At 67.6% G+C, this 15,113-nt stretch carries 18 protein-coding genes; 8 read left to right on the top strand and 10 right to left on the bottom strand.

The window, feature by feature from the left end:
• Positions 1–8 precede the first annotated feature (8 nt).
• Both HBE63_RS22530 and HBE63_RS22535 read left to right on the top strand, forming a co-directional pair.
• Positions 9–929, top strand: coding sequence for an MBL fold metallo-hydrolase (locus HBE63_RS22530; RefSeq protein ID WP_166906729.1), 921 nt, complete (start codon positions 9–11; stop codon positions 927–929).
• A gap of 41 nt (positions 930–970) precedes the next feature.
• Positions 971–2,161, top strand: a complete 1,191-nt coding sequence (locus tag HBE63_RS22535; RefSeq protein ID WP_371815051.1) for an SLC13 family permease — start codon at positions 971–973, stop codon at positions 2,159–2,161.
• Positions 2,162–2,166: 5 nt separating this feature from the next.
• On the opposite strand, the gene HBE63_RS22540 is transcribed toward HBE63_RS22535, so the two are convergent.
• From HBE63_RS22540 to carD, 6 genes are all read right to left on the bottom strand, one after another.
• Positions 2,167–2,655: a GIY-YIG nuclease family protein gene (locus HBE63_RS22540; protein WP_243858225.1), complete on the bottom strand. Its 489-nt coding sequence runs from the start codon at positions 2,653–2,655 to the stop codon at positions 2,167–2,169.
• 135 nt (positions 2,656–2,790) lie between these two features.
• Entirely contained in the window at positions 2,791–3,732 is a 942-nt protein-coding gene (gene rlmB / locus HBE63_RS22545) for a 23S rRNA (guanosine(2251)-2'-O)-methyltransferase RlmB (protein WP_166906731.1), read from the bottom strand.
• Positions 3,733–5,169, bottom strand: coding sequence for a cysteine--tRNA ligase (cysS, locus tag HBE63_RS22550; protein ID WP_208301184.1), 1,437 nt, complete (start codon positions 5,167–5,169; stop codon positions 3,733–3,735).
• 19 nt (positions 5,170–5,188) lie between these two features.
• A complete protein-coding gene (gene ispF / locus HBE63_RS22555) occupies positions 5,189–5,665 on the bottom strand; it encodes a 2-C-methyl-D-erythritol 2,4-cyclodiphosphate synthase (RefSeq protein WP_166906732.1) in 477 nt (158 codons plus the stop codon).
• A gap of 7 nt (positions 5,666–5,672) precedes the next feature.
• Complete coding sequence (gene ispD / locus HBE63_RS22560) at positions 5,673–6,356, bottom strand: 2-C-methyl-D-erythritol 4-phosphate cytidylyltransferase (RefSeq protein ID WP_166906733.1); 684 nt, start codon at positions 6,354–6,356, stop codon at positions 5,673–5,675.
• Between the two features lie 6 nt (positions 6,357–6,362).
• Positions 6,363–6,851 carry an RNA polymerase-binding transcription factor CarD gene (gene carD / locus HBE63_RS22565; RefSeq protein WP_003930663.1) on the bottom strand — a complete coding sequence of 163 codons (489 nt, stop codon included), beginning with the start codon at positions 6,849–6,851 and terminating at the stop codon, positions 6,363–6,365.
• Between the two features lie 273 nt (positions 6,852–7,124).
• Between carD and HBE63_RS22570 the strand changes: the two genes are divergently transcribed.
• The 3 genes from HBE63_RS22570 (at position 7,125) to disA (ending at position 10,356) form a co-directional block, all read left to right on the top strand.
• Positions 7,125–7,691, top strand: coding sequence for a hypothetical protein (locus HBE63_RS22570; protein ID WP_166906734.1), 567 nt, complete (start codon positions 7,125–7,127; stop codon positions 7,689–7,691).
• An 81-nt stretch (positions 7,692–7,772) separates the two neighbouring features.
• Complete coding sequence (gene radA, locus HBE63_RS22575) at positions 7,773–9,176, top strand: DNA repair protein RadA (RefSeq protein ID WP_166906735.1); 1,404 nt, start codon at positions 7,773–7,775, stop codon at positions 9,174–9,176.
• A 100-nt stretch (positions 9,177–9,276) separates the two neighbouring features.
• A complete protein-coding gene (gene disA, locus HBE63_RS22580; protein WP_208301491.1) occupies positions 9,277–10,356 on the top strand; it encodes a DNA integrity scanning diadenylate cyclase DisA in 1,080 nt (359 codons plus the stop codon).
• 3 nt (positions 10,357–10,359) lie between these two features.
• On the opposite strand, the gene HBE63_RS22585 is transcribed toward disA, so the two are convergent.
• On the bottom strand, positions 10,360–11,127 hold the full coding sequence (locus HBE63_RS22585; protein WP_208301185.1) for a hypothetical protein: 768 nt from the start codon (positions 11,125–11,127) through the stop codon (positions 10,360–10,362).
• Positions 11,128–11,201: 74 nt separating this feature from the next.
• A complete protein-coding gene (locus HBE63_RS22590; RefSeq protein WP_166906738.1) occupies positions 11,202–11,822 on the bottom strand; it encodes a carbonic anhydrase in 621 nt (206 codons plus the stop codon).
• 25 nt (positions 11,823–11,847) lie between these two features.
• Between HBE63_RS22590 and HBE63_RS22595 the strand changes: the two genes are divergently transcribed.
• Both HBE63_RS22595 and HBE63_RS22600 read left to right on the top strand, forming a co-directional pair.
• Complete coding sequence (locus HBE63_RS22595; RefSeq protein ID WP_208301186.1) at positions 11,848–12,720, top strand: A/G-specific adenine glycosylase; 873 nt, start codon at positions 11,848–11,850, stop codon at positions 12,718–12,720.
• 61 nt (positions 12,721–12,781) lie between these two features.
• Positions 12,782–13,081 carry a hypothetical protein gene (locus HBE63_RS22600; RefSeq protein WP_166906740.1) on the top strand — a complete coding sequence of 100 codons (300 nt, stop codon included), beginning with the start codon at positions 12,782–12,784 and terminating at the stop codon, positions 13,079–13,081.
• 4 nt (positions 13,082–13,085) lie between these two features.
• On the opposite strand, the gene HBE63_RS22605 is transcribed toward HBE63_RS22600, so the two are convergent.
• Positions 13,086–14,057, bottom strand: a complete 972-nt coding sequence (locus HBE63_RS22605; protein ID WP_166906741.1) for a helix-turn-helix domain-containing protein — start codon at positions 14,055–14,057, stop codon at positions 13,086–13,088.
• Between the two features lie 71 nt (positions 14,058–14,128).
• On the opposite strand from HBE63_RS22605, the gene HBE63_RS22610 reads away from it, so the two are divergent.
• A complete protein-coding gene (locus HBE63_RS22610) occupies positions 14,129–14,359 on the top strand; it encodes a hypothetical protein (protein ID WP_166906742.1) in 231 nt (76 codons plus the stop codon).
• Here the strand turns inward: HBE63_RS22610 and HBE63_RS22615 are convergent.
• Positions 14,342–15,103 (bottom strand): alpha/beta fold hydrolase, encoded by a 762-nt coding sequence (locus tag HBE63_RS22615; protein WP_166906743.1) that lies wholly within the window; start codon positions 15,101–15,103, stop codon positions 14,342–14,344. The genes HBE63_RS22610 and HBE63_RS22615 overlap by 18 nt on opposite strands.
• Positions 15,104–15,113 lie beyond the last annotated feature (10 nt).

The raw sequence follows: 15,113 nt of genomic DNA on the forward strand, positions 1-15,113 counted from the left end.
GTGGGGCCATGCGGCTCAAGCCCGGCAGACCCGACCTGGCCCCCTATGCGCGGTTCGTCGACGCGCCGGCGGCCACACCGCAATCCCCGGTCACCGTCACCTGGGCCGGGGTCAGCACGCTGCTGGTGGACGACGGCTCGTCGGCGGTGATGACCGATGGGTTCTTCTCCCGGCCCGCGCTGCCGAGCGTCGTCGCGGGCAAGCTGGCGCCGTCACTGCCCCGCATCGAGGGCAGCCTGGCCCGCCTCGGCGTCGACAAGCTCGAAGCCGTGCTGCCGGTACACAGCCACTTCGACCACGCCATGGACTCGGCAGTGGTGGCCGAGCGCACCGGCGCCCGACTTGTCGGCGGCACATCGACCGCCCAGGTCGGCATCGGAGGCGGACTGGCCGCCGATCGGATCACCACGGCCACCCCGGGCGAAGCCATCACCCTCGGCGCCTATGACGTGACGCTCTTCGAATCCGAGCACTGCCCGCCGGACCGCTTTCCCGGCGTCATCACCGAACCCGTCGTCCCCCCGGTCAAGGTCGCGGTCTACAAGTGCGGGGAAGCCTGGTCGACGCTGGTGCACCACCGGTCCAGCGACCGCCGCCTGCTGATCGTCGGAAGCGCCGGCGCGGTGCCGGGCGCCCTGGACGGGCAGCGCGCCGAGGTCGTGTACCTCGGAATCGGCCAACTCGGGCTGCAGTCCGAGCAGTATTTCGAAAGCTACTGGACCCACACCGTGCGTGCGGTCGGGGCACGTCGGGTGGTGCTGATCCACTGGGACGACTTCTTCCGTCCGCTGCACAAGCCGCTACGCGCCCTGCCGTACGCCGGCGACGACCTCGATGTGTCGATGCGGGTGCTGTCCGGACTGGCAGACCAGGACGGGGTGAACCTGCACCTGCCCGCCGTGTGGGAACGGTCCGACCCCTGGCGCTGACCTTCGCGCTCGTCGCGCTGGCCGTAGTCCTGGCTTTCGCGATGGCGCGCCCCAACGGCTGGCCCGAAGCGGTCGCGGCAGTGCCCGCCGCCGGATTGCTCATCGCGTTCGAGGTGATCTCGCCGGACGACGCACTGGCCGAGGTCAATCGCCTGCTGCCCGTGGTCGGCTTCCTGGCGGCCGTGCTGGTGCTCGCCCACCTGTGTGACGACGAGGGCCTGTTCCACGCCGCGGGCACGCTGATGGCGCGGGCCAGCAGGGGCGATTCCCGGCGGCTCCTGACCCGGGTGTTCCTGATCGGGGCGACGACGACGGCCGTGCTGAGCCTGGACGCGACCGTCGTGCTGTTGACCCCGGTGGTGCTGGCCACCGCCCGCACCTTGGCGATACCGCCCCGACCGCATGCCTATGCCAGCGCGCATCTGGCCAACTCCGCGTCGCTGCTGTTTCCGGTGTCGAATCTGACCAATCTGTTGGCCTTCGCCGTGGCCGGACTGTCCTTCACACAGTTCAGTGCGGTGATGACGCTGCCCTGGCTGGCCGCGATCGGCGTCGAATTCCTCGTACTGCGCTGGGTTTTCCGCCACGAGTTGAATCGCCCGGCCGTCGAGGTGACTCCGCCGCCGGCTGAGGTTCCGGTGTTCGTGCTCGTGGTGCTGGGTTTGACGCTGGCAGGTTTCGTCGTCACCTCAGTGTTCGACGTGTCCCCGGCGTGGGCGGCACTGGCCGGGGCGGTGGTGCTCGGTGTGCACAGTCTGGCGCAGCGTCGCAGCACGATCGGCGGGATCGCACGCGCGGTCAATGTGCCATTCCTGGCATTCGTGCTGTGCCTCGGTGTGGTGGTAGACGCAGTCGTGCAGAACGGCCTCGGCGACGCCATGCGCGGGTTGCTCCCCGTCGGCGACTCGTTGCCCGCTCTGTTGGGCCTGGCGGCAGTGGCGGCCGTGTTGGCCAATCTGGTCAACAACCTGCCCGCAGTGCTGGTTCTGCTTCCGTTGGTGGCCGGCGCCGGTCCGGCTGCCGTGTTGGCCGTGTTGATCGGGGTCAACATCGGCCCCAACCTCACCTACGTCGGCTCGCTGTCAAACCTACTGTGGCGCAATGTGGTTCACCGCGAGGGCCTGCCTGCACGGTTCAGCGAGTTCAGCCGGGTGGGGCTCGCGACAGTCCCGCTCACCCTCGTTGCCAGTGTGCTGGCGCTCTGGGTGGGCCTGCGCCTCTTCGGTGGCTAGGAGGCTTACCACTCCTTGAGCACGCGAAGCTTGTTCGCATTGTTCATCGCGGCGCGCCGCAGGCGCTTCAGCTCGGGGTAGAAGGCGTTGGCCTTGTTGGCCTCCTGGCCATTGAGCGGCAGATCGAACGCGCCGATCAGTTTTTCCTCCAGGAACCACGGCTCAGGGTGCACCATCCACGACACCAAGGCATTCTCGGCCATCCACTGCGTCAAAACGGATTCTCCGCCGGCGAAGGTTCGTCTGTCGCCGGAGCCGATACGGCGCAACTTGAAGCCGAGCTCGTCAGCGAGCAGGATGCCGAGCGTCTTGCGCAGCGTCGAGCCCTCGGCGCTGGCGTTGGCTGCGCCGTAGTGGTACTTCACCCGCTTGCGCAGATTCTGGGTGCTCGGCGGCTTTCCGCTCGCCGGCGGGCGCGTCGGACTGATCCCGACGTAGAGAAGTGTCAGACCATCCCGCTGCTGACACCCCGAGACGTCGATGTCAGCGGGCACCGTACGGAACCACCACCCGTTGGCGCCGGGCGCATCGGGAACCGGACAGGGTTCGCTGAACACTTCGTCCCGCGTAAATGGCTGGGCGGCAAGAAAATTCGCGGGGCTGCTGGCACTTCGCCCTTTAGACATCGGCTAGCTCCGGCGCTGGCGGGCGATCTCGGCCAGCACCACACCAGCGGCCACCGAGGCGTTCAGCGATTCCGTTGGCCCCGCCATCGGGATCGACACCACCGCATCGCAGTTCTCGCGCACGAGCCGGGACAGGCCCTTGCCCTCCGAGCCGACCACCACGATCATCGGGCCGGTGCCCTCAAGCTCGTCGAGCGAGGTGTCGCCACCGGCATCCAGGCCGACCACCTGCAGACCGGCGTCGGCGTAACTCTTCAGCGTCCGCGTCAGATTCGTCGCCCGCGCCACCGGCGTACGGGCTGCAGCCCCGGCGCTGGTGCGCCACGCCACCGCCGTCACCGAGGCCGAACGACGCTGCGGGATCACCACGCCCTGTCCACCGAACGCGGCCACCGAGCGCACGATGGCACCCAGGTTGCGCGGATCGGAGATGTTGTCGAGGGCCACCATCAGCGCGGGCTCCCCGGAACTGCGGACCGCCTTCAACAGGTCATCGGGGTGGGCGTAGTTGTACGGCGGCACCTGCAGGGCCAGACCCTGGTGCAGCGTGTTGTTGCTCATCCGGTCGAGGTCGTGGCGCTGTACTTCGAGGATCGAGATACCGCGGTCGGCAGCGATCTGGACGGATTCGGTGAGCCGTTCATCGGCCTCGGCGCCCAGTGCCACATACAGCGCGGTGGCCGGGACCTTGGCCCGTAGGCACTCCACCACCGGGTTGCGGCCGAGCACCAACTCGGTGTCATCGGTCTTCTTGTGCCGGCCCTGCGCCTGACGTGCCGCCTTGGCGGCCTTCTTGGCCGCCGGATGGTGCGGACGCTGATCCGCGCGGGGCGTGGCCCCACGACCCTCCAGCCCACGGCGACGCACACCGCCGGATCCGACCGTCGGTCCCTTTTTCGTCCCCGGCTTGCGCACTGCGCCGCGCCGCTGCGAATTCCCGGCCATCTATGCTCCGTTCCCGTCCACCAATGCCCACTGAGGACCGTCAGCGGTGTCGGTTACCTCGATGCCGGCCGCCTTGAGCCGATCCCGGATGGCGTCGGCCGCCGCCCAGTCCCGGTTGATCCGGGCCTCGGCCCGGCCTGCCAATGCCCACTGCACCAGTTCGTCCACCGCGGCCAGCGCAGCCGAAGTCTCGTCACGGGACTCCCAGCGCTCATCGAGCGGATCACACCCCAGGATGCCCATCATCGCCCGGATCGCGGTCGCCTGCGCCATCGCGCCCTCGTGGTCACCGGCATCCAACGCGCGGTTGCCTTCTGCGCGGGCGGCATGCACCTCGGCCAGAGCGATCGGCACCGCGAGGTCGTCATTGAGTGCGGCCGCGAACTTCGGCGTCCAGTCGCCGACGGCTACGGCGCCCACCCGGTTGCGCACCCGGTGCAGGAAGTCCTCGATGCCGCTGTAGGCCTTCACCGCGTCCTGCAGCGCGTTCTCGGAGAACTCCAGCATGGACCGATAGTGCGCGCTACCCAGGTAGTAGCGCAGCTCGGCAGCTCGAACCCGTTGCAGCACAGCGGGAATCGAGAGCACGTTGCCCAGCGACTTGCTCATCTTCTCACCGCCCATGGTGACCCAGCCGTTGTGCAGCCAGTACCGGGCGAAACCATCACCCGCGGCCTGGGCCTGGGCGATCTCGTTCTCGTGGTGCGGGAACACCAGGTCCATTCCGCCGGCGTGGATGTCGAACTCCGCGCCCAGATAGGCCTCGCACATCGCCACGCACTCGGTGTGCCAGCCGGGGCGGCCCCGGCCCCAGGGCGTCGGCCACGACGGCTCGCCCGGCTTGGCGCCCTTCCAGAGCGTGAAATCGCGCTGATCGCGTTTGCCGGTCGCCGACCCCTCGCCCTGGTGCACATCGTCGATCCGGTGGCCCGACAGCGCGCCGTAATCGGACAGGCTCAGGACGTCGAAGTAGACGTCGCCGCCCGCGGCATAGGCATGGCCCTTCTCGATCAGGCGGTCGATGAGCTCGACCATCTGGGTGATGTGTCCGGTGGCCCGCGGCTCAGCCGACGGCGGAAGCACGCCCAGCGCGTCATACGCGGCGCTGAACGCCCGCTCGTAGGTCGCGGCCCACTCCCACCACGGACGGCCTGCATCGGCAGCCTTGTTGAGGATCTTGTCGTCGATGTCGGTGACGTTGCGGATGAACGCAACGTCGTATCTATTGGCGGTCAGCCAGCGGCGCAGCACGTCGAACGCGACTCCGCTACGGACATGGCCGATGTGCGGCAAGCCCTGAACGGTGGCACCGCACAGGTAGATCGAAGCGTGCCCCGGCCGCAGCGGTACGAAATCTCGTACGGCACCCGCCATGGTGTCGTACAGCCGCAAATCGGAGGCAAACCCCGACGCGACGGCTTGAGCGCGATCGGTCACGACGTGCCAGCTTACCGGCCTATTCCGCAGGAACCACCAAAGCGCTGGCTATCGCGGCCAATCCTTCACCCCGGCCGGTCAGACCGAGCCCGTCGGTGGTGGTGGCAGACACCGATACCGGCGCCCCGATCAGCTCGGCGAGCAGCCGCTGGGCCTCCTCGCGGCGCGGCCCGATCTTGGGCCGGTTGCCGATCACCTGCACTGTGGCATTGCCGATCTCGAAGCCCGCTGTCTGCACCAATCCGCGGACATGTCGCAGCATGTCGGCGCCGGTGACTCCCCGCCATTCCGGCCGGTCGGTGCCGAACACCGCGCCGAGGTCGCCAAGGCCCGCCGCGCTGAGCAGCGCGTCACACAGTGCGTGGGCGGCGACGTCACCGTCGGAATGGCCGGCGCAGCCGTCGGCGCCTGCGAATTCCAAGCACAGCAGCCAACAAGGCCGCCCCGGCTCGATCGGATGGACGTCGGTACCGAGCCCGACCCGGGGAATCAACATGCGATCCTCACGAGACACGCGCCAGGATGGCCTCGGCGAGCAGCAGGTCCAGCGGCGTGGTGATCTTGAAGGCCATCGGATCGCCCTCGACGATCTGCACCGGCGTACCGATCTGTTCGACGAGCGAGGCGTCATCGGTGACGACACCGGCCCCGGCCCGTTGATAGGCGCGGCGCAACACGTCTGTGTGGAAGCCCTGCGGGGTCTGTACGGCCCGCAGACCGGCCCGCTCGGGCGTCCCCAACACCGCGCCGTTGGCGTCGACGGCCTTGATGGTGTCGACCAGCGGGAGGCCGGGAACGACGGCAGCGTGACCGTCAGCCAATGCGGCAACCACGCGGGCGATCAGCGACGGAGGGGTCAATGCCCGGGCAGCGTCGTGTACGAGGACGAAATCAGGCGCCCCGGAGGACGCCGCCACCGCAATATCCAAGGCCAGCGCCACCGATTCGGTCCGGTCAGCTCCCCCGGGCACGATCTGCGCACGCCCACCGAAGACCAAGGTGGCCTCGTCGGTGAGCGCGGGCGGAACCGCGACCACGACCTTGTCGATCACCCCTGAGGCCAGCAACCCGTCGAGGGCATGCTCCAAGAGGGGTTTGTCCCCCAGTTTGACGAACGCTTTGGGTCTACCCGCGCCTAGCCGCTCACCGGAGCCGGCGGCTGGGACGACCGCGACAGTTGTTGCCACCACGCGTCAGGACGCGGCGGCCAGAACCTCGTCGAGGATGGTCGATGCCTTGGCGTCATCGGTGTTCTCGGCCAGCGCAAGCTCGCCTACCAGAATCTGCCGGGCCTTGGCCAGCATTCGCTTCTCACCCGCGGACAGACCGCGTTCCTGATCGCGACGCCACAGATCCCGGACAACCTCGGCAACCTTGTTCACGTCACCCGAGGCCAGCTTCTCGAGATTGGCCTTGTAGCGGCGCGACCAGTTGGTCGGCTCTTCGGTGTGCGGAGCCCGCAACACCTGGAAAACCTTGTCGAGACCTTCCTGGCCCACGACGTCGCGGACACCGACATACTCGGCGTTGTCTGCGGGTACTCGAACGGTCAGATCCCCTTGGGAAACCTTCAGGACGAGATATTCTTTCTGCTCGCCTTTGATCGTCCGGGTTTCGATCGCCTCGATCAACGCAGCACCGTGGTGTGGATAGACGACGGTGTCTCCGACCTTAAAAATCATCTGATTCGAGCCCCTTTCGCTAGTCCATCCTAACACGGGCCCAGATCACACGCGCACCAACTATGCAGGTCAGGGGCACTGCAGGTGAAGAGCGGGGGTTGACATGGTGACGAAACCGTGCAACCCCCGGGCCCGTCGAGCACGCGAAACGGGTGCCCCCGCAAAGGCGTTGCCGGCCCGAGACGGCCCTAGCCGAGCCCTAGCATTCCGCCCGCCGACGCCACCTACTACTGTGCATAGTCGAAGTACGCCGACCCAGCTCAGGAGGCTTGAGTGAACCGCTTCGCAATGCGTGCCTCGGCCGGTCTCGCCGCATGTGGCCTGACCGCAGCCGTTCTCACCGGGTGCGGCGCCGGCCAGGTCTCCCAGACGGCAACCCAGGAGCCCGCGGTCAACGGCGCCAGCGCACAGTCCGGCGCGATCGCGCTGCGCAACGTGCACCTGCGCGCGCCACAGGAGAAGGACTACGTCGAGCCCGGCTCCGAGGCCGAATTGCTGTTCGTCGCGGCCAACGGATCCAACGAGAAGGCCAACAAGCTCGTCTCGATCACGACCACTGTCGGCGACGTGGCACTGACCGGGGACCAGACCATCCCGGCGGGCGGCGTCCTCGTGGTGGGCGAGCCCGACGGCCAGCTGAAACCGCTGGAGAAGACCGAGGCCGCCGACGCCGTCACCGCCAAGGTCACCCTGACCAAGCCGGTCACCAACGGCCTGCTCTACGACTTCACGTTCAAGTTCGAGAACGGTGAGACCACAGTCGCAGTGCCGATCTCGGCAGGCGAAGCGCCCCGGCGCGACAAGTCCGGCGAGGGCCCGGCCGAGGCCGGCGGTCACTGACCTCACCCCCCGCTGACCCACGGGGCCCCCGACCGGCGCGTGCACACCGCCGATGTCGGGGGCAGCCGTTAGTGTCGCGGCGTGGCCGCTTCGAAAGTACGTTCGCAATACCGGTGCTCGGAGTGTCAGCACGCCACCCCGAAATGGGTGGGCCGCTGCGCCAATTGCGGCACCTGGGGCACGGTCGACGAGGTGGCGGTGCTCGCCCTCCCCGGTGGCAGAGCAGGTGGATCCTCACTTCGTTCGGTGGCCCCGACCTCACCCGCAGTACCGATCACCTCGATCGATCCGGGTATCACCCGGCATTACGCGACCGGGGTCAGCGAGCTGGATCGGGTTCTCGGCGGCGGCCTGGTGGCCGGTTCGGTCACGCTGCTGGCGGGGGATCCCGGAGTAGGCAAGTCCACCCTGCTGCTCGAGGTCACCAATCGCTGGGCGCACACCGGCCGCCGCGCGCTGTACCTGTCCGGCGAGGAATCCGCGGGCCAGATCCGGCTGCGCGCCGAACGCACCGGCTGCACGCACGACAACGTATATCTGGCAGGCGAATCCGATCTTCAGATCGCCCTGGGTCACATCGACGAGGTCAAACCCAGCCTGGTGGTGGTGGATTCGGTGCAGACCATGTCCACCACCGAAGCCGACGGGGTAACCGGCGGGGTGACGCAGGTGCGCGCGGTGACCACGGCGCTGACCGGCTATGCAAAAACCGCTGTCGGAGACCCGGCGGTAGCCATGATCCTGGTCGGGCACGTGACGAAGGACGGCGCCATCGCGGGCCCGCGTTCCCTGGAGCATCTGGTGGACGTGGTGCTGCATTTCGAGGGCGACCACACGTCGAGCCTGCGCATGGTGCGCGGGGTCAAGAACCGGTTCGGCGCCGCCGACGAGGTCGGCTGTTTTCAGATGCACGACAACGGGATCGAGTGTGTGAGCGATCCGTCCGGCCTGTTCCTCGACCAACGTCCGGCGGCAGTTCCCGGCACCGCCGTCACAGTCACCCTGGACGGCAAGCGTCCGATGATCGGCGAGGTGCAGGCGCTGGCCGTACAACCGGCAGGTCCGCCGCGCCGTGCGGTCAGCGGTATCGACTCGGCCCGCGCGGCGATGATCAGCGCGGTGCTGCAGACACGCTGCGCGCTGCCCATCGGCGGCCACGACCTTTACGTGTCGACCGTCGGCGGCATGCGGCTGACCGATCCGTCCTCGGACCTGGCCGTGGCGGTCGCCATCGCGTCGGCCTACCTCGACATCGCGTTGCCGATGAACGCCGTCGTGATCGGCGAGGTGGGGCTGGTCGGCGACCTGCGTCGGGTCACCGGCATGGACCGCAGGCTGGCCGAGGCCGCCCGGCTGGGCTTCACGACCGCCGTGGTGGCGCCCGGTGTCACCAGCGCGCCCGCTGGGCTGCGCGTCATCACCGTCGATCACATCGGGGCGGCTTTGCGGGCACTCAAGGACATCGCGGTTGCCGGCACCGCATAACTGCACGATTGCCAGCAATCCACGACATCGCGGACAATGGCGGCCGACCCTAGGAGAATTGATGGCCGTGAACTCCGGTGCCAGAGCCAGCCGCACCGTCGTGCATCTGGCGCGGCCGACGCTACGAGAAACCCTCGGCCGCCTGGCGCCCGGTACCCCGCTGCGCGACGGCCTGGAACGCATCCTGCGCGGCAGGACGGGCGCGTTGATCGTTCTCGGCTACGACGACAGCGTGGAAGCCATCTGCGACGGTGGGTTCGCACTGGACGTGCGTTACGCCCCCACCCGCCTGCGTGAGCTGTCGAAGATGGACGGCGCGGTGGTGCTGTCGAGCGACGGCGGCCGCATCGTGCGGGCCAACGTCCAGTTGGTGCCTGACCCGTCGATCCCCACCGACGAATCCGGCACCCGCCACCGCTCCGCCGAGCGCACCGCGATCCAGACCGGTTATCCGGTGATCTCGGTGAGTCATTCGATGAGCATCGTGACGGTCTACGTCGCCGGGGAGCGGCACGTGGTACCCGATTCGGCGACCATTCTGTCGCGGGCCAACCAGACCATCAACACGCTGGAGCGCTACAAGGGCCGGCTCGACGAGGTCAGCAAGCAGCTGTCCACCGCCGAGATCGAGGACTTCGTGACACTGCGCGACGTCATGACCGTGGTGCAGCGCCTGGAGATGGTGCGCCGGATCAGCCTGGAGATCGACGCCGACGTCGTCGAGCTCGGCACCGACGGACGCCAGCTCAAACTCCAGCTCGACGAACTGGTGGGCGACAACGAGGCCGCACGTGAGCTGATCGTCCGCGACTACCACGCGCTCCCGGACCCACCGACCGCCGCGCAGGTCGGCTCGACACTCGACGAGCTGGATGCCCTTACCGACAGTGAGCTGCTCGACTTCACCACGCTGGCAAGGGTTTTCGGATATCCGTCGACGTCAGAGGCGCAGGACTCAGCCATGAGCTCACGGGGTTACCGCGCGATGGCCGGGATACCGCGACTGCAGTTCGCCCACGTCGATCTGCTGGTCCGCTCGTTCGGCTCGCTCCAGGGCCTGCTGGCCGCCAGCGCCGACGATCTGCAGTCGGTGGACGGCATCGGGTCGATGTGGGCCCGGCACATCCGCGAAGGTTTGTCCCTGCTGGCCGAGTCGACGATTGCCGACCGGTTGGCCTGAGCGTCAGTTACCCGGTGTGGCCGGCTCAGCCGGCGCGCCGCCCTCGGCCGGCGGCCCTGGCTGCTGCGGATTGGGCTGGGCCAGGATGAACGGCACCGGGGCCGATCTCAGATTGCCCAGCTGCACCATCAGGTTGTAGGTGCCAGGCCCGATCGGCTGACGCGGCATCGGGCACTGCGGCGCCGAGCTCATGCCGGTCCAGGTCACCTCGGTGGTCACCTGCTCCCCCGGGTTGAACGTCTTGACCAGGGTCTCGTTGGACGGCGCGCAGTCCAGGTTCGACCACAGCCGGTTGTTGTCGAGTGAGTACACATAGGCGGCCAGCACCGCGGCACCCACGTCGCGTTTGCAGGCGACCAAACCGATGTTGGTCACGACCATGGTGAACTTCGGCTGCTCACCCACCACGTACTGGGGTTGGCTGGTGATGCCCTTGACCGCGAGGGTCGAATCCGGGCAGTCGTCGCCCTCCTTGAGCAACGGCGGCGGGGTGACGGCGGCAGTCGGCGTTGCCGTCGGCGGCGGCGCATGCTGGGCCGGCGGCACCACCGGGGTCTTGACCTCGGGGTTCTCACCCGGCAGCGGGGGCGGCGCGGCGGCGGCGGAGGGTTCGTCGGCGGACTTGGTCTCGGCTCCGGAACTGCTGGTCATGATCACCGCGACGATCGCGGCGACGATCCCCACGACGACTACCGCGATTCCGATGGCCAGCGCCCGGCGCCGCCAGTAAATCTGCGAGGGCAGTGGCCCATGAGGTTCGAGATCCAACACGGCTTTCACGGTAAGCCCAGGTCATACCCAGTTGTCCGAGGCGCCTCGGCGTGTCGGGGGCTGCAGCGAAATTCTCAGGCTTCGCCGATGTTGCCGAGGTGGCTGCGCAGCTCCACGTGACCGTCCGAAAGGTGGTAGGTGGCGCCGACGATTGCCTGGGTGCCCGCCGCCAGCCCCTGCGAGATGGCGGCAGACCGCATCTGCAGCTGGTTGACCGTCTCCTTGACGTGGTAAGCCTCGAACTCGTCGACGCGCGTCAGACCCGAGTGGCGTCCCATCAGGATCGACGGGGTGACCCGCTCGACGATGTCGCGCACGTAGCCGCCGGGCATTTCGCCCTCGTCGAGGGCGTTGATGGCGGCCTTGACGGCGCCGCAGCTGTCATGGCCGAGGACCACGATCAGCGGCACGTTGAGAATTGACACCGCATATTCGATCGAGCCCAGCACCGCGTTGTCGAGGACGTGGCCGGCGGTGCGCACCACGAACATGTCGCCCAGGCCCTGGTCGAACAGCAACTCCGCTGCCACGCGGCTGTCACCGCAGCCGAACACTACGGCGGTCGGCTTCTGACCGTGGGCCAGTTTGGCACGACGGGCGATGTCCTGGCTGGGATGCTGCGGTTCGCCTGCGACAAAGCGGGCGTTACCGTCCTTGAGTGCCTTCCATGCGGACACCGGATTCGAATTGGGCATGTCAGTCATTTTGCATGAGACGCCGATGAGCATCGACCCAGAAGTACTCGTCGGTTGGTATGAATATGCCCAGCGTGACCTGCCGTGGCGCCGACCAGGCGTTTCTGCGTGGCAGATCTTGGTCAGCGAGTTCATGTTGCAGCAGACACCGGTTGCCCGGGTCGAGCCGATCTGGCTGGCCTGGATCGAGCGGTGGCCCACGCCGTCGGCCACCGCGGCCGCCGGATCGGCCGAGGTGCTGCGCGCCTGGGGCAAGCTGGGTTACCCGCGGCGGGCCAAGCGCCTGCACGAGTGTGCTGTGGTGATCGCAGGCGAATACGGAGACGAGGTGCCCGCCGACGTCGAGACGCTACTGACGCTGCCCGGCGTCGGTGCCTACACCGCGCGGGCGGTGGCCTGCTTCGCGTATTCGGCGAGCGTTCCGGTGGTCGACACCAACGTGCGCCGGGTGGTCACCAGGGTGTTACACGGCCAGGCGGATGCGCCCGCCCGGGCCCGCGACCTGGACGACGTGGCCGCACTGCTGCCGCCCGATGCGACCGCACCTATCTTCTCGGCCGCTCTGATGGAGTTGGGCGCAACGGTGTGCACTGCCCGCGCGCCGCAGTGTGGCAGCTGCCCGTTGAGCCGATGTCGTTGGCGGACCGCGGGTTACCCCGCCGGAACGATCGCCAAGCGGGTGCAGCGTTACGCCGGCACCGACCGCCAGGTCCGCGGCAAGCTGCTGGATGTCTTGCGCGACAGCAGTTCTCCGGTTACCCGTGCCCAACTTGACGTGGCGTGGCTGACCGATACCGCCCAACGCGACCGGGCACTGGACTCACTGCTGGTGGACGGCTTGGTGGAGCAGACCGCCGATGGCCTCTTCGCGCTGGCCGGCGAAGGTGAAAATACATGAGCTCGGCATGAATCTGGGCTGCAGCACACCATTTTGGCGCTGCTTCACATAGAACGGATCTATGCCAAGCAAAATCTTAGCGACGTTTGCGTGTACGGCACTGGGATTGGGGCTGGGCCTCGCGGCACCGGCCAACGCCGCACCGTCCGGCACCGGATCGGCCGCCGATACCGTGCGCGACCTGGAGAGCCGGGGGTATCACGTGCAGGTCAACTCGAACGCCAACACGGGCCTGTCGAATTGCCGGGTGACCGGCGTGCATGGTCTCGCCGACTCCAACATCGACGAGAACGGGTACCGGATCGATCCGTCCCGGCACACCACGGTCTACGTCGACGCGGCCTGCCAGCCCGACGGCTGACTCGTCATGCCGTCACAGCCTCTTCGTCTGTACCACAGGCAAATTGGCGTCGATAGTCCGAAGGCGTCACTCCGATCACCCGGCGGAAATGATGGCGCAGCAGCGTCGCGGTGCCGAACCCGGACTGCCCGGCGATCCGGTCGACATCCAGATCCGTCTCTTCGAGCAATCTGCGCGCGTAGAGTACCCGCTGATCAGTGATCCACTGCATCGGCGTGGTGCCGGTCTCCTCGACGAACCGGCGGGCGAAGGTACGCGTGGACATCGCAGACCGCTTGGCCAATGTCGTCACGGTGTGCGGCTTTTCCAGGTTGGTCATGATCCAATCCAGGTGTGGCGCAAAGCCTTCCGAACACCTCATCGGAATCGGCTGGTCGATGAACTGGCGCTGCCCGCCGTCGCGCTGCGGCGGGACCACCATGCGCCGGGCAATCTTGTTGGTCACCTCGCTGCCGAGTTCACGGCGAACCAGGTGCAGGCACGCATCGATGCCCGCCGCGGTGCCCGCGCTGGTGATCAGATTGCCGTCGTCGACGAACAGCACGTTGCGATCAACGCGCGCGGTGGGATATCTGCGCGCCAGGTCGTCGGCGTGCATCCAATGAGTGGTGCACGGCCGTCCATCCAACAGGCCCGCCGCACCGGCCAGGAACGCACCAGAGCACACGGTCAGGATGATCGATCCCGCGTCGGCGGCAGCACGCACGGCCTCCAGCGCCTCGGGCAGGTAATCCGTGCCACCTATCGCGGGGATCGCGACCAGGTCCGCACCCTGAAGCGCATCCAGGCCGTATTCAGGGGTCAGCGTCGCCCCGACGGATGTTCGTAGCGGCTTCCCCGCCTCGGGCCCGCAGACCTTGAAGTCGAAGTTCGGCACCCCGTCTGCGGACCTATCGATCCCGAAAACCTCACAGATGACCCCGAACTCGAAAACCGCCAGTCCGTCGAGCACCAGAGTGGAGACGCTTCTCAGCATGGCAGTATTTTATCGTAAGGCGTCAGCGCTGCCACTGTTGGCTGGATATTTCCCCGACGAGCATTACTGCCATGACTCTTGCACTCGCTCTGACCATCCTGATCTCACCCTTCGCGGTCGCCGCGGCAGTGGGCTGGGCGGCACGGCGCAGCAATGTCCTGCGGTTCCGCCTCGACCTGTTCGACATCGACCAGCCCGACTACGAGACATATCGCGCCGGCCATGACCTGGACGCGATACGCAGCCGGTTCGAACACGAGCCTGCCTGGCCGAGTGCAGGCGTCCTAGGCGAGCGCCGTTAGAAACGCCGTAACGGCCTCGCGGTACACCTCGGGCGTGTCGTCGTGGATCAGGTGACCCGCGTCAGGTACGTGCAAATACCTTGTGTCCTGCCCGATCTCGGCCATCCGGCGCATCTGCCCGGGCGGCGCCACTGAATTTCCCGCCTCCATGAGCAAGGACGGCACAGCCACATCCCGCCACTGCTGCCAGTAGTCCCGCGTTCCCCACTGGGCAGCGATGTCCAGCCACCACTGCGGATACCCGTGCAGTCGCCAACCGGTGGCCGTCCGGTCGAACGCCTCCAGGAAGTACTGACCCGCGACGGGCCCGAACTCGTCGTAAATCTCTTGCGCCGAACCGAATTCGACCGGAAGGGCATGCACCCACGGCTCCCAGGGCCCGGTGGTGCGCCCGCGGAAATCCGGGGCCATGTCCTCAACCACCACCGCGCTGGCCAGTTCCGGGCGGGCCGCGGCCAGACACCACGAATGCAGCGCACCCATCGAATGCCCCACCAACATCGCCGGCCGCCCGAGTGCGGCCACAGCCTCGCCCAGATCCGCGACGAAACGCTCGGTGCTGATCGGATACGGATCGACCACATCCCGCCCGCGGTGCCACGGTGCGTCATAGGTGTAGACCTCGCCCAGCCCTGTCAACCAGGGCAGTTGGCGCGACCAAGTGCTACCGCGGCCCATCAACCCGTGCACCAGGACGATGGGCTCGCCGCGCCCCCCTCTGTGGATGAGCAGATCTGTGACCATCCCGTTATCT

This window comes from Mycobacterium sp. DL440, assembly GCF_011745145.1.
In the GTDB taxonomy this organism is placed as follows: Bacteria; Actinomycetota; Actinomycetes; order Mycobacteriales; family Mycobacteriaceae; genus Mycobacterium.